This is a genomic window from Lutispora saccharofermentans (assembly GCF_024363565.1).
GTDB classification, from domain to species: domain Bacteria; phylum Bacillota; class Clostridia; order Lutisporales; family Lutisporaceae; genus Lutispora; species Lutispora saccharofermentans.
In genome coordinates, this window is record NZ_JAJEKE010000002.1 from 22,721 (window position 1) to 37,861 (window position 15,141).

General features: G+C 40.2%; 12 protein-coding genes, 3 tRNA genes and 1 riboswitch. Of the genes, 14 read left to right on the top strand and 1 reads right to left on the bottom strand.

All coding sequences use genetic code 11. From position 1 onward, the window contains the following. Positions 1-359 precede the first annotated feature (359 nt). The 4 genes from flgF to fabZ are packed head-to-tail and all read left to right on the top strand — an operon-like array spanning position 360 to position 2,761. Positions 360-1,142, top strand: a complete 783-nt coding sequence (gene flgF, locus LJD61_RS03075) for a flagellar basal-body rod protein FlgF (RefSeq protein WP_255226049.1) — start codon at positions 360-362, stop codon at positions 1,140-1,142. Positions 1,143-1,154: 12 nt separating this feature from the next. After that, entirely contained in the window at positions 1,155-1,949 is a 795-nt protein-coding gene (gene flgG / locus LJD61_RS03080; RefSeq protein ID WP_255226050.1) for a flagellar basal-body rod protein FlgG, read from the top strand. A gap of 19 nt (positions 1,950-1,968) precedes the next feature. Beyond that, a complete protein-coding gene (locus LJD61_RS03085; RefSeq protein WP_255226051.1) occupies positions 1,969-2,331 on the top strand; it encodes a rod-binding protein in 363 nt (120 codons plus the stop codon). Position 2,332: 1 nt separating this feature from the next. Continuing rightward, entirely contained in the window at positions 2,333-2,761 is a 429-nt protein-coding gene (gene fabZ, locus LJD61_RS03090) for a 3-hydroxyacyl-ACP dehydratase FabZ (RefSeq protein ID WP_255226052.1), read from the top strand. A 291-nt stretch (positions 2,762-3,052) separates the two neighbouring features. Here the strand turns inward: fabZ and yyaC are convergent, their stop codons facing one another. Further along, positions 3,053-3,571, bottom strand: coding sequence for a spore protease YyaC (gene yyaC, locus LJD61_RS03095; RefSeq protein WP_255226053.1), 519 nt, complete (start codon positions 3,569-3,571; stop codon positions 3,053-3,055). A gap of 491 nt (positions 3,572-4,062) precedes the next feature. Between yyaC and LJD61_RS03100 the strand changes: the two genes are divergently transcribed. The 10 genes from LJD61_RS03100 (at position 4,063) to LJD61_RS03145 (ending at position 15,135) form a co-directional block, all read left to right on the top strand. Next, positions 4,063-4,138 (top strand) — tRNA-Pro (locus tag LJD61_RS03100). Positions 4,139-4,147: 9 nt separating this feature from the next. Further along, positions 4,148-4,223 (top strand) — tRNA-Val (locus LJD61_RS03105). Positions 4,224-4,359: 136 nt separating this feature from the next. Beyond that, positions 4,360-5,085, top strand: coding sequence for an ABC transporter ATP-binding protein (locus LJD61_RS03110; RefSeq protein ID WP_255226054.1), 726 nt, complete (start codon positions 4,360-4,362; stop codon positions 5,083-5,085). Then, a complete protein-coding gene (locus LJD61_RS03115; RefSeq protein ID WP_255226055.1) occupies positions 5,078-6,718 on the top strand; it encodes a putative ABC transporter permease subunit in 1,641 nt (546 codons plus the stop codon). Before LJD61_RS03110 ends, LJD61_RS03115 begins: the two co-directional genes overlap by 8 nt. A 65-nt stretch (positions 6,719-6,783) precedes the next feature. Next, positions 6,784-6,868, top strand: a tRNA-Tyr gene (locus LJD61_RS03120). Positions 6,869-6,954: 86 nt separating this feature from the next. After that, positions 6,955-7,053, top strand: a riboswitch (SAM riboswitch). A 12-nt stretch (positions 7,054-7,065) separates the two neighbouring features. Then, on the top strand, positions 7,066-7,404 hold the full coding sequence (locus tag LJD61_RS03125) for a hypothetical protein (protein ID WP_255226056.1): 339 nt from the start codon (positions 7,066-7,068) through the stop codon (positions 7,402-7,404). 20 nt (positions 7,405-7,424) lie between these two features. Then, positions 7,425-8,615: a methionine adenosyltransferase gene (metK, locus tag LJD61_RS03130; RefSeq protein ID WP_255226057.1), complete on the top strand. Its 1,191-nt coding sequence runs from the start codon at positions 7,425-7,427 to the stop codon at positions 8,613-8,615. Between the two features lie 245 nt (positions 8,616-8,860). Next, on the top strand, positions 8,861-9,076 hold the full coding sequence (locus LJD61_RS03135; RefSeq protein WP_255226058.1) for a helix-turn-helix domain-containing protein: 216 nt from the start codon (positions 8,861-8,863) through the stop codon (positions 9,074-9,076). Then, on the top strand, positions 9,076-10,089 hold the full coding sequence (locus tag LJD61_RS03140; protein WP_255226059.1) for a virulence RhuM family protein: 1,014 nt from the start codon (positions 9,076-9,078) through the stop codon (positions 10,087-10,089). The genes LJD61_RS03135 and LJD61_RS03140 overlap by 1 nt, the downstream gene beginning before the upstream one ends. A gap of 42 nt (positions 10,090-10,131) precedes the next feature. After that, positions 10,132-15,135 (top strand): DUF4011 domain-containing protein, encoded by a 5,004-nt coding sequence (locus tag LJD61_RS03145; RefSeq protein ID WP_255226060.1) that lies wholly within the window; start codon positions 10,132-10,134, stop codon positions 15,133-15,135. The last annotated feature ends 6 nt before the right edge of the window (positions 15,136-15,141 follow it).

Genomic DNA, 15,141 nt, shown 5'->3' on the forward strand with positions numbered 1-15,141 from the left:
ATTAACACGGAAGGATTAATTTATAATGCATAGGAAAGTGTAAATTTCTTTAATCTGCACTTTCCGTTAAATGCGTTTCAAGAAAGGCTTGTCATTGCTATGAAAGTTCGGCCCATTGTCATCCTGAAGGCTTTGCCTGAAGGATCTTATTTAAGATTCTTCACTCGCTTTGCTCCTTCAGAATGACAGGGAATGCTTTCATTTATCGTTTGCGGGTACCGCATATTAATTCTGAACATAGCGTAGTTTCCGTTCCCTAGGCTTCAAAGCCTATTTTTTGAATATCCTATAAACTATTCCCATAAAAATGCCGATAAAGTATAGTGATACTTTAAAATATAATGAGAACAGGTGATAAAATGGTTCGAGGATTGTACATATCAGCCTCAAGCGCTGTTTCTGAAGGAAAGAGAATAGACACGATAAGCAATAATATTGCGAATGCCAATACGACAGGCTTCAAAAAGGACATGTATATTACCCAGAGCTTTCCGGAGATACTCACTATGAAAATAGGAGGAGAGTCGCTAAGTATAGGCAGTGTAAGGATGCCGGCTCCTTTCAACTATATAGGAACCATGAGCGCAGGTGTCCATACAAGTGTAGTGGCTACCGACTTTACCCAGGGCCATCATGATCCTACGGGGAATCCTTTGGATGTTGCCATATCCGGCAAAGGCTTTTTAGCAGTAGAAGCTAACGGAGGGGAAAGGTATACCCGTGACGGCAGCTTTGTCATAGATGCAGAAGGCTATCTGGTCAATAAAGACGGCTACAAGGTTTTTGGGGAGAATGGCTATATAAAAATAAGCAGTAAAGAAATACAAATAAATGAAAAAGGTGAGATAACATCGGACGGCGTACTTATTGACAGACTGAAGCTTGTTGATTTTCAGGATTATAGTGCTTTGATGAAGGAAGGAGATAATCTCTACGCTATAATTTCTGAAGAATGGACCGATAATGATAAGGCTTTCGAGGGCACTATCCGACAGGGCTTTGTCGAAGGCTCCAATGTCAATTCAGTGAGGGAGATGGTAGATATGATAGCCATGCTCCGCACTTATGAAGCCAATCAGAGGCTTATAAAAGCCCATGACGAGTTATTGGGCAAGGCAGTAAATGAAGTAGGAAGATTATAGGAGGTATGAATCATGATGAGAGCGCTTTGGACTGCAAGCACAGGCATGACAGCTCAACAGCTTAACGTAGATAATATATCCAACAATCTGGCCAATGTAAACACAATAGGCTACAAGAAATCAAGGGCGGAGTTCAAGGACCTTCTATACGAAACCTTAGAGAGGGAAACCGTAAGGGATGGAGAAGGCAAGCCTGTAAGTGTACAGGTGGGTCATGGAGTGAGGACTGCCGCCATAAATAAGTTTTTTACCACAGGAAATCTTGAGCAGACCTCGAATCCCTATGATCTGGCTATAGACGGCCAGGGCTTTCTCAAGGTTATGGGACCCAACGGGGAGGAACTATATACCAAGGATGGAAGCTTCAAGGTGTCCATAGAGGACGATTCGGCAAGGCTGGTTACCTCTGATGGGTATTATGTCCAGGGTGATGGCGGAGAGATAGATTTAGGCATTGATATGAAGGAAGTCATAATTGATGAAGCGGGCAATATTGTAGTTAAAAGAACGGATGATACCTTGGAGGAGCTGGGAAGCTTGGTCATAACAACCTTTGCTAATCCTGCAGGCTTGGAAAGTGTCGGCAGCAACTTCTACAAAGCTACCGGCGCCAGCGGACAGCCTGTAGATACAGCTAATGACGGTTCGGGCGGATCTATACTTCAAGGATTTTTGGAATACTCAAATGTTCAGATAGTTGAGGAAATGGTAAAGCTGATCCAGGCACAAAGGGCCTATGAAATAAATTCTAAATCCATACAGACTGCAGATGAGATGCTTGGTTTGGCTAATAATTTGAGAAGATAGGATTTAAGGGGTGGAAATATTGATAAATCCCATTAATTCGGACAATAATATACAAATGAAGGCAGCTTTGGACAATGCAAAAGCCACGCAGGACAAATCCTTCGAAGAGATGCTGCAGAAAGCATCAGCCGGCAAGGATGAAGCAAAGCTTAGGGAAGCATGTGCAAATCTGGAGTCCGTATTTTTGAATATGATGTTTAAGAGCATGAGAAATACCGTAGAAAAATCAGACCTGATGGGTGAAAGCTTTGCTACGGGAGTCTATGAAGATATGCTCTATGAAAAATTTGCAGAGGAAGCTTCCAAGGGCAAGGGCCTGGGCTTAGGAGAACTGCTGTACAAGCAGCTGTCGGCAAATATCAAGAGAGATGAAGAGGAATAACATGCTGGACATAAAAGAGATACAGGAAATAATACCTCATAGATATCCTTTTCTTTTGGTGGATAAGATTGTTGAAATCGAATACGGCAAAAGAGCCGTAGGCATTAAAAATGTTACTATGAACGAGCCTTTCTTTCAAGGTCATTTCCCCGGCAATCCCATTATGCCGGGTGTTTTGATAGTGGAGGCCATGGCACAGGTAGGAGCGGTTTCTATACTGGCTATGGAGGAGCACAAGGGCAAATTGGCTGTATTCACGGGAATAGATGGACTTAGGTTTAAAAGACAGGTCATACCTGGTGATATTCTGCGGATGGAAGTCACCATGATAGCGATGAAGCGGGGAATAGGCAAGGCCAAGGCCGAAGCCTACGTTGGAGACCATCTTGCTGCCTCCGGGGAGCTTATGTTCGCGATAATCAACGGATAAGACAGGGAGACGGCAACCACTGAAAGGCACGGGAATCTCACGAAAAAGCACGGAGGATTTGACTAGGACTAATTGGATTTAGCTTGTCATCCTGAGGGTTTATCCGAAGGATCTCATATATATGTATAGTAGGGATAACCATAAGGGTCACAGGCAGCTGAACTGCGGTTGTCCTTTTTGCTATATGCTTTTGTTTTTTTCTTTAAGCATATAATAACAGCTAAAGTTTCGGAAAAATCCCCAGAGCTTGTTACTTCAGTTTCTGAGCTCTGAGTTCTGAATCCTGAGTTCTTATTTTACAAGAGCCGCATAAATCCCTCGGGTGATGACCTCGGACATCTTCATAATAAGGCTGAGCCTTATGTTGTGCATGGAGAGGAATTCCCCTGATTCTGAAGAATCTACGATGCCTACTATTGATATATCACCTACAGGTGGAAGGCGCTTGCCTACACCCTTTCCGGGATGGATAGGGCCATTTTTTATCTGAATGCTGCCGATGCTGTCTTCGTTGCCAAGGCACGCATCGACAGCTATTATTTTATGGTCCGGATATTTTTTCTTTATATCATATACATTTTTAGACAAGTTTACCGCATGGACCGGATCATCCAGGGTGCCTATCACGGGAATTCCCAAATCTAACTTGCTGAGGAAAGTGCCTGTGAGCGGACCTAAGCAATCTCCGATATATCTGTCGGTACCTATGCAAAATACAAGGCAGCTGCCTTTGATATGACGGTTAAGATAGCTTGCCAAGATTATATGGGAATCTCTTTGAAAATAATAGGCTTTTGAACACTCCTCCAATATTATCCCTCCTGCCATTGCAACACACCGTGATAACGAGGCGTTAGACTCGTTTAGGTATAAAAGCAAATTGTGACAACAATTGCAACACGTCCGCCGCAACGAGGCGTTAGACTCGTTATAAAATGTATATAGGCAGAAAGCTTGATTTATACATCTGATTTATTTAAATGAGGTTGTTTCAGTAATTTAATCTGTTGTGGTAGCTGATAAAAGAGTATTTTGTGAAGAGGCTTAGAGTTTGTTAGGCATGCGAGTTTTGACGCAGCCCTATACAAGCTTACAAAGTCTTAGCCTTGAAGCTTTATACTTGTTATCAGCTACCACAACAAGTTACATTAAATGAATTTGACCCAATAGGCGAAATGAATCTTTTGTATGATAAGAGAGCATAATATACTATGAATGAGCAATTATAAGATATTTTTCAATAAAGCACAAATTCCCTATTGAAATTTTACGAGTTTTTATATATAATCTAATAGTGTCGTCGGGGTGTAGCGCAGATGGTAGCGTACGTGGTTTGGGACCATGGGGCCGCAGGTTCAAGTCCTGTCACCCCGACCATTTTTATTTGGGCGCATAGCTCAGCTGGGAGAGCATCTGCCTTACAAGCAGAGGGTCATAGGTTCGAGCCCTATTGTGCCCACCATATATGAATTTTAACCGTAGGATTCCCTGCGGTTTTTTATTTTATATTTTATCTATAATATTGATAAAATAATAAAATAAGTGTAGAATCTTATTAGATATTTAAATAATCATCTAAATAACTGGAGGTTATGACCTTGATAGAAATAAGCAATGTATCAAAGACTTTCGGGGGCAAAAATAAGGCAGTGGATAATATAAGCCTTGTGATTCCTGATGGTGAAATTATCGGTTTCCTTGGACCTAATGGAGCAGGAAAGACCACTACAATAAAAATGATAACAGGAATTCTAAATAGTGACAGCGGCAGCATCAAGATCAACGGCATAGATATCTCGGAGGAACCCATCAAGGCCAAAAAGCAGTTTGGCTTTGTGCCTGACAGCCCGGATATGTTCCTGAGGCTCAAGGGAATAGAATACCTCAACTTCATGGCTGATGTTTATGAAGTGCCGTCCCAGGATAGAAAGCCCAAGATCGATAATCTTGCAGAAAGATTCAGTATGGCAGAAGCACTCTTTGACCAGATTCAAAGCTATTCTCACGGCATGAGGCAGAAGATCGTATTGATGGGTGTATTGCTGCATGAGCCCAGCGTATGGATATTGGATGAGCCTATGACGGGCTTGGACCCCAAGTCATCCTTTATTCTCAAAGAAATGATGAGAGAACATGCTGCCAAAAGCAAGACGGTATTTTTCTCTACCCATGTGCTGGAGGTAGCAGAAAAGATATGCGATAAAGTAGCAATAATCAATAAAGGAAAAATCTTGTTTTATGGCTCTATTGAGGAAATGAGACAGCATTTCAAGGGTGATGAATCCCTGGAAAATATGTTCCTGGAGTTGGTAGAAAATGAATAATATGTTGAAGCTGGCCAAGATCCTCTTGAAAACAAACTTTAAATTTAATAAAAAATCTATAGCTCTGGGAGCCCTGATAGCTATATCTATGCTGCCGATGGCAGCGCTTATATGGACTGGGGCCTGGGAAGGCTACAGCGTTATGGCGTCGGTAGGGCAGCAGGGTATTATACTGTGGACGGCTATTTCCCTGGTGAGTCTGGTTACATTCATATTGGGCATATTTTTCATCATGGGCGTTTTTTATTATTCCAACGACATCGAGCTGCTGCTCCCTTTGCCATTGAAGTCCTGGCAGATACTTGGAGCCAAATTTGCAACGGTGCTGGTTTATGAGTATATGACCCAGCTGGTATTTTTTCTCCCTGTGCTGGTTTCCTACGGTATAAAGGATAAAGCAAATTTACTTTATTATATTTATGGGATGATCGCATATCTGCTTTTGCCTATAGTGCCGCTGGTTTTCTCCTCTTTCTTAAGCATCTTTGTTATGCGAAGCTTTAAGTTTGTAAAAAATAAGGATCGGATGAAGACGATTTCGGGTATTGTTGCAATGGCAATGGCCATAGGCTTTAACATGATCATACAGAAATTTTCCGGCAGGCTTGGAAATCCTGAGGATATGATGAGGCTGCTGCAGCAGGGAAATAATTCTTTGCTCTCGAAATCTCAGGATATTTTCATAATCAACAGATTTATGACCATGGCCTTGACCGATTACCGTGAGTTGCTTGGCTCCATTGGAAGCATGGCATTGGCTATTGCGGGTGCGGCAGCATTTATAGGCCTGTTCTTGTATATTGGCGAGAAATTCTATTTCAAGGGTGTAATAGGCCTGACGGAGTCAGCTCCGGCCAAAAGGCCTAAAAGCGGCGCCGCCAAAAGGGGCTTATACAGGAAGCTCGGCGCTTTAAGCGCTTTCAGAGCAAAGGAATTAAAGCTGCTTTACAGGAGCCCCGTGTATTTCATGAACTGTATTTTGATGAATTTCCTCTGGCCTGTATTCATGCTGATACCTTTCTTTGCAGGAGAGGAAGATCTGGGGGATATAAGAGAGCTGGGTAAGTATTTGGAAGATCCCGGCGTATTGCCTTATATTTTTGCAGGGGCAGCCGCTGCGGCTCTCTTCATAGGTGCTTCCAATATGATTTCATCAACGGCTATATCCAGAGAAGGGAAAAGCTTATATGTATCAAAATATCTGCCGGTAGATTATAAGACTCAGATAAATGCAAAGGTTCAAACCGGTATGCTCATGGGCCTTGTCGGCATGCTCATGGCTTTCATAGTGCTTTGGCTTGTGCTCTCCTTCCCCATATACCTGATTTTTGCGGCGCTTTTGATGAGCTTGCCCTGCATCTTCTTTATAAATTATGCAGGGATCATGATAGACTTGAAATTCCCCAAATTAAATTGGGACAATGAGCAAAAAGCCGTAAAGCAGAATATGAACGGATTGCTGAATATGTTGATCAGTGCAGCTTTCGGAGCTTTGAATTTCGGCTTGGTTGTCTGGTTAAGGCTTGACTATATTTATGCTTTCATTGTGATTTTCGGCTTTTATATCATAGCGGATATGCTGCTGTATAAATTTGTAACCTCATACGGACCAAGGCTGTACAAAGAGTTGTAATAAATTTCAACAAAAATAATGTTGACAAAGGCTATGCATCTGTTGTATTATAGACTTTGTCACGTGGGGAAATTCCCGAGCGGCCAAAGGGGGCAGACTGTAAATCTGTTGTCTCAGACTTCGGTGGTTCGAATCCACCTTTCCCCACCATTTTAAGACAAAAACCCGAAAGGGCTTTTTTTATTGACTTTTTTGGACAAATGTGCTAATATACTTTTGCAAACTGAATAAAGGTTACCTTATCAAGAGAGGTGGAGGGAAGGGCCCTATGAAACCCGGCAACCGGCATTGAGCGCGGTGCCAATTCCTGCAGGATTGATCCTGAAAGATGAGGATGTATTTTCGTTATGAAAATGAGCTTCTTCATCAGAGAAGCTTTTTTTAATGCCGATTATAGGCAAATAGGGGGAAACGGAGAACACGGATTGGCACGGATTTTTACACTGAAAGAATTTAACCACACCAAACATATCATATTTAAGGTGATAAAAGTTATTTTCGACTGCAATGGCTATAAAATTCTGATTTATTGTCATCCTGAAAGAGGAACGACTGAAGGATCTTTTCGTGTTGGGAAAGATTCCGTGTTAATCCGTGTTTTCCGTTCTCTGAAACCCGTAAGGAATACCCTAATGCTAGAGGCTAGCAGCCAGAAGCTAGAGGCTGACCCTAAAGAAATACCCTAGAGAAAAAAGGAGGAGATAAAATGGTAAGAAAGCTGTTTACTTCTGAATCTGTAACTGAAGGACATCCGGATAAAGTCTGTGATCAAATATCAGATGCAGTATTGGATGCTATAATGGAACACGACCCGATGGGAAGGGTTGCCTGTGAGGTCACCGCAACTACAGGACTTGTACATGTAATGGGAGAAATAACCACTAATTGTTATGTAGATATTCAGAAAATCGTGAGGGAGACCGTGGAGGAGATAGGATATACGAGGGCAAAGTTCGGCTTTGATGCGGATACCTGCGGCGTGATCACTTCGATCCATGAACAGTCTACAGATATTGCCCTAGGAGTTGACAAGGCCCTGGAAGCCAAAAAAGGCGAGATGAGCGAGGCCGATGTCGCTGCCATAGGAGCAGGAGATCAGGGAATGATGTTCGGCTATGCCTGTGATGAAACTCCCGAACTGATGCCTATGCCTATATCCTTGGCCCATAAACTGGCCAGAAAGCTGGCCCAAGTAAGAAGAGACGGTGTTTTGGATTATTTGAGGCCTGACGGCAAAACCCAGGTCACTGTTGAATATATTGATGATAAGCCTGTAAGGGTCGATACCATAGTGGTTTCTACCCAGCACAGCCCTGATGTGGATCAGGCTGCCATCGAGAAGGATATGATAGAGCATGTCATAAAGCCCATCATACCGAAGGATATGCTTGATGATAAAACCAAGTATTATATCAACCCCACCGGCAGGTTTGTAATAGGCGGACCTCACGGAGATTCGGGCTTGACAGGCAGAAAGATAATCGTAGATACTTATGGCGGATATGCAAGGCATGGAGGCGGAGCTTTCTCCGGCAAAGATCCCACCAAGGTTGACCGTTCGGCTTCCTATGCAGCAAGATATGTGGCAAAGAATGTGGTAGCTGCAGGCCTGGCTTCCAAATGTGAGGTGCAGCTTGCCTATGCAATAGGAGTTGCAAAGCCTGTATCAGTCCTTATCGAAACCTTCGGCACCGGAAAGATTGCCGATGATAAAATATCTGAGATAGTTTCCCGGGTATTTGATTTAAGACCCGCTGCAATAATAAGGGATTTGGATTTGAGAAAACCCATATACAAAAAGCTGGCAGCCTACGGTCATATGGGCAGAACAGATTTAGGAGTATCCTGGGAGAAAACCGATAAAGCCGATATATTGAAAAAAGAAGCAGGCCTATAGAACAAAAACCTCTGAGAGAAATACGAGTAGTCATAAGGACAACTTGTGAACCGAGGGTCAAGGTAAACTGAATACGAGAAAAAGCCATATCAATTCTATAACAGTTTTGATATGGCTTTTCTTTGTGTACAAAACAAGATTCGAAATTTGCGAATTTGCAAATTCAAATTTGAGTTGTGAAAAATTAAAATCAGTTATATAATATTACCTATAAGAAAACTGTTGGAAACAGAAAGGTGAATACCATGAAATTTTCGTATAAAAAGCTTTGGAAAATGCTTATAGATAGAGATATGATGAAAAAAGATTTGCTAAGAGAAGCAAAGATAAGCACTGTATCAATGGCAAAGATGGGTAAAAATCAGAATGTCACCACCGATGTGCTGCTCAAGGTTTGCACTGCATTGCATTGTGATATTTCTGATATTATGGAAATTGTGGAAGATGATGAGGTGCAGTAATGGATAAAAAAGATTTGGTAATCAGAAACAGCACCGCTGAATTTTTGATTTTTGAAAAGCAATCCCATGCAGAGGGCATTGAGGTACGCTATGAAGATGGCACACTTTGGCTGACACAAAAAATGATTGGCGAGCTTTTTGATGTGGAGTCCAATACCATCACATATCATCTAAAAGAGATATATTCTTCCGGCGAATTGGAACAAGAAGCAACTGCTCGAAAATTTCGAGTAGTTCAAACCGAAGGAAAAAGACAGGTCGCACGAAGTATTGTCCACTATAATCTCGATGCAGTTATTTCTGTCGGATATCGGGTGAACTCTGTTCGTGCCACCCAGTTTAGGCGTTGGGCAACTGCTGTTTTATCAAAATTTGCACAGCAAGGCTATGTGCTTGATAGAAAGCGCATGGAGAACGGTGCTTTTCTTGATGAAGATTACTTCGAGCATTTGTTGGAAGAAATCAGAGAAATTCGCCTATCGGAAAGACGATTTTACCAGAAAATTACCGATATTTATGCAACCGCTATTGACTACGATAAAAATGCTCCTACCACCAAAAAATTCTTTGCAAAGGTGCAGAACAAAATGCACTATGCTATTACCAAACACACCGCCGCAGAAATCATTTACAACAGAGCCGATAGTGAAAAGGGGCATATGGGGTTAACTACTTGGGAAAAGGCACCTGATGGCAAAATTGTAAAATCCGATGTTTCCATTGCAAAAAACTATTTATCTAAAGATGAAATTGAGGATTTAGGCAGAATTGTATCTGCCTTTTTAGAGCTTGCAGAGTCGGCGGCAAAGCGGCATATCCCCCTTACTATGGAGGATTGGGCAAACCGAATTGACAAGTTTTTGCTTTCTGATGATAGAGATGTCTTGCAAAATGCAGGCAAAATCTCCATGGAAATTGCAAAGGATAAAGCGGAAACAGAATTTGAAAAGTATAGGATTACACAGGATAGATTGTTCGAAAGTGATTTTGATAAGCTACTTGCAGATAAATAGTCTAAACGCTTAACAATAATATTGCTCTTTGGAGGAAACGATATGGCAGTCAATATTGAAAATAAAATTGAAATTTGGAAAAACAAATTACTCGATTTAGGAAAAAGAAACAAGCTAATCAATTACAAGGAAACTAAACGCTCCACATTGCGCATTACAACACCCGAGGTCTACGATTTTTGGGATAGTTTTGTTAAAGATGAAAAGCCTTTGGAATTCCCTTTTTATGATAATATCGAAGATGAGGAGGAAATATCTTTATTTGATGGTGTAGAAACCAATCAAAGTATCAAGGATATGCAAAAGACACTTCGAAATCTTAGAGATAAGGCAAAAACAGCAACAGAAGAACAGGGCATCAATGTTTTATACCTATCTTTTGGTTTCTTAGAGTGGAGCGAATCAAAAGATAGTGAACAATTCTTTAGGTCTCCGCTGATTTTAGTGCCGGTCACTCTTACTGTCGAATCCATTTCCTCACCATATATTCTTTCGTTACACGAAGATGAAATACTTTTAAATCCTACTTTTAAATATAAACTTGAAAATGATTTCGGAATATCTTTACCCGAATTTAATGAAGAAGATGATTTGAGGGAATATTTTGCACAGATAAGCACATTGGTTGCTCATAACAAATGGAAGGTAATAGAAGAAACCAGTCTTAGTTTGTTATCTTTCTTAAAAATCAATATGTATAATGACTTGTCTAAACATAAGGACAGTATTATAAACAACCCCATTGTGAGAACAATTAGTGGAGATGTCTCTGCTTCTAATCGAATTCCTGAGGAAATCAACGACTATGATTTTGACACCAAGACAAAACCGATTGATATTTTTCAAGTTGTAGATGCCGATTCCAGTCAGCAAGATGCAATTTTATGTGCCAAAAAAGGCATAAGCTTTGTATTGCAAGGTCCTCCTGGTACAGGCAAAAGCCAAACCATTACCAACATTATTTCCGAGTGTTTAGCTGAGGGCAAGAAAGTATTATTTGTATCAGAAAAAATGGCTGCATTGGATGTAGTTCATAGAAGATTAACTTCGGCAGGGCTTAATGATTTCTGCCTTGTTTTGCACAGCCATAAAGCAAACAAAAAAGCTGTTCTAGAACAGCTTGAAACGGTGCTAAATTTAGCAAAGAACAAAGCAGAACTCAGCGATGAGGCATATTTAAAATTGGACACCTTGGAAAGAGATAGAAAAAAATTAAATCAATATGCAAATGAGCTTTTTGAAAAAGTGGAGCCGTTAGGCAAATCTATTTATGAAGTAAATGGTATTCTTGCCAACTTAAATGAATACGAAGATATTATTTTCTCTATTGAAAGTGTTGAAAATGCAGATTTGAGCCGATATAGCCGATACATATATGTGCTGACAGAATTCGTAAATAGCATCGGAAAAATGTCCGAGGACTACGATGCAAACCCTTGGCGCGGTGCAAATGTTCAAAGTGTGACCAATGAATTGCGACATGATATTGGTGCAACACTACCTAAGCTGATTACAAAATTAGAGAAGCATCAAAACGAATTTCAAAAGCTGCAAAGAGATTTGTCGCTTACTTTGCCCCTCGCTTACTTTGCTATGAAAAAAGCAGTGGAAATATTAAAAATTTCAAAAGACTCCCCCATCATACCCGTTCAGTGGATTTTTGGCGGAGAAATCTCACCGTTATTTGATGAAGTTTCAGAATGTGAAAACCTAAAAAACAAGTTCTACACAACAAGAAACACGCTATCTGCGCAGTACGATGCCTTATTTAGTTTAGACAAAAACATTCATCTGCCAGAGATGGACACCTTGCAATCGCACACTGCTATTAAAAAAGAGAAGGCACAGCTTGACTCTTACTTAAAAGAAAACAAGCTTTTATGTAGTATTGATAGCGTTGAAAGCTACGATAAACTGATAAGCGAAAAGTCGCAGACCAAAGAAAAAGTTACTTTCATCAATACTACGAAAGACCAACTGTTAAGTGCGTTTGAAAAGGAAATTTTCGATATAGACTACAATGCTATTTTAGGAAGATATCGAACAGAGTACACATCCTTTTTGAAACATTTCAAAAGTAGCTACAAGGCAGACAAAAAACAAATGCAATCACTTTATAAAAATATGTCTGCGAAAATCAGCGATGAGATTATTCTATCTGCTATTAATTCGTTAAAGGAAATTGCAGATGCCAAAGAGTGGTTGCAAGAAAACTGCACTTGCTTCAAAAGTACATTTTGTGATGATTTTTGCTTTGAGAATACAGATTTTCAGCAGATTGAATACAGTTTACTGTTGCACACAACATTAAAAGAAAGCATTGCAACCTTAAATCATTTGCATGATATTGCTTTACAGTCTTACAATATGGAATCCGATTTAATTGCTCATTATTCATTTTTATATAATGGGCTTGATACTTCATGGGATAATATTCGAAATGCCCTATCTTGGGGGGCAACATTCCGAATATTAGTAGAAGAAAACAATCTCAATCAAGAATTTGTAGAAAAAATATGTGGAGATAAAGAGATTGTAGACCTTTGCAAAAACCACGAGCAAAGCCTAACGCAGATGATTCAAGATATTGATATAGAGCTAAATTGGTTTGCAAAATTATTTGATGATGCCGGCAGTTTGAAAGCAACGGAATTTTCCATTTTGGTTGACAGAATAAACCAATGCAACAATGGTTTATTCTTATTAGAGGAATGGATTGATTTCAGAAATGCAAAAAAGAATTGCCAAGCAGAAGGCTTGACCGAATATATCGAGAAAATAGAAGAAGAAAAGCTTTCTCCGAGCTATATCATACCTGTGTTTCAAAAGAGATTTTTCAGATTATGGTTAGATGCAATTCTACCGAATTACCCTGCTATTTTAAATTTTAGAAGAATTAACCAAGAAAATACAATCAGTGAATTTTCCTCCTTAGACAAGATGCAATTTGAAATTGCCAAAGCAAGAATTAAAAGTAAACTCATCAATGATTTACCTTCCTTTGGTCATTTTACAAGTGGAGTAGATGAAATAAGCATCTTAAAGCGAGAACTCTCAAAACGCAGAAAAATTATGCCTATCAGAAAACTGTTTCAGCAAATTCCCAATTTGTTACCTACCTTAAAGCCTTGCTTAATGATGTCACCGCTTTCCGTAAGCTTGTTTTTAGAGGCAGAAACCTATCAATTTGATACGGTTATTTTCGATGAAGCATCACAAGTATGCACCGAAAATGCCATCGGAGCTATTTCAAGAGGTAAGCAAGTCATTATTGCAGGTGACAGCAAACAGCTTCCACCTACAAACTTTTTTGGAGCTTCGTTATCAGATGTGGATTACGATACCGATGATGATGAAGAAGATGACGGATATGCATATGAATCTATTTTGGACGAGGCGAATCTTCTGCCGGAAAGAACATTGCTTTGGCATTATCGCAGTAGACACGAGCATTTAATCGCATTTTCCAATGCGAAAATCTATAAAAACAACTTAATCACCTTCCCATCGAATGTGGACAGAATTTCAGATAATGGTGTCGAATATGTATATGTAAAAGAAGGTTTTTATGATAGAGGTGGTAAAAAAGGAAATATTATAGAGGCAAAAAAAGTGGCTGAGATTGTTTTTGAGCATTTCAAAAAGCATCCTAATCGCTCTATTGGTGTTATCGCTTTTGGCGAGGTACAGCAGCAAGCCATTGACACTGCTATTCGAAAAATGCGTATGGAAAACCAAATGTTTGAATCATTTTTTAATGAAGATAAGGAAGAACCGTTTTTCGTTAAAAATCTCGAAAATGTACAGGGTGACGAGCGAGATACCATCATCTTTAGCATCGGCTACGCAAAAGATGTAAGTGGTGTATTTCGAATGAACTTTGGTCCACTTAGCAAATCCGGTGGCGAACGCAGACTGAATGTGGCGATCACTCGTGCAAAGTATAATGTCAAGCTTATGGGTTCAATTTTACCAACCGATATTGATACAGATAAAATCACATCCGATGGACCCAAACTACTGAGGGCATATATTGATTTTGCCATCAATGGAGTTACTTCACTTTCTCGTGAAATCACAGAAAGTGATATTGTGGAACACGATTCTCCGTTTGAAAAAGCGGTTTATAATTTCCTTGATAGAAAGGGCTACAAGCTTGGTACACAGGTGGGTTGCTCCGGTTATCGAATTGATATGGCTGTAAAGCACCCAACCTTAAGTGGGCAATATGTTTTGGGCATTGAGTGTGATGGTGCGGCCTATCACTCTGCAAGAACAGCGCGAGAGCGTGACCGTCTGCGTCAAGATGTCCTTGAACAAATGGGCTGGAAGATTTATCGTATTTGGTCAACAGACTGGATAAAAGACCCTGTTACCGAAGGCGAAAAGTTAATTGAGGCAGTTGAAGATGCCTTAAAAAACTATGCCATTCCTTATGAGAATATGGGTATTACAAGTACACCCAAAGCAGAAGATTTTGTTTCGATAGAAAAGAAAACAATTTCCGCCGAGGAACAACGAAATCCCTATGGATTTGGAGAAGAAAATGCTGTTTCTTTTTCAAATTTACCTCGCAATTACAGCGGATATCTTTCCATAGAGGATTGCATTACGGAAGTTGTCGATAAAAAGTTTCCTATTCACTATGATTTGCTCTGCAAAGAACTCGCTCCACTGCTTGGAAATGAAAAGGCAACCGTAAAGGTAAAGCGAGAAGTGGATTATGGGCTAAACAAACTTGGTCGCAAGATTGTTAGAAAGGGAGATTTTTTCTTCCCGGAAAACTATGATAAAGTTTCTCCTCGACAGGACAATACGAGAAAAATCGACTATGTATCAAAAGAGGAATTAGCCGAAGCAGTGCTACTTGTTCTTGAAAAATGTATCGGTGCAACGAAAGAAACACTTTGTGCCGAAACAGCCAGAGCCTATCACTATAATCGCATGACACAAAGTATTTCTTTGGCAATGGATAAGGCTTTTGAACTGCTATTGCAAGAAAATCGTGTTGAGGTGGTTGAGGGAAAAGTTGTGAGGATCAGCTAAAAAATT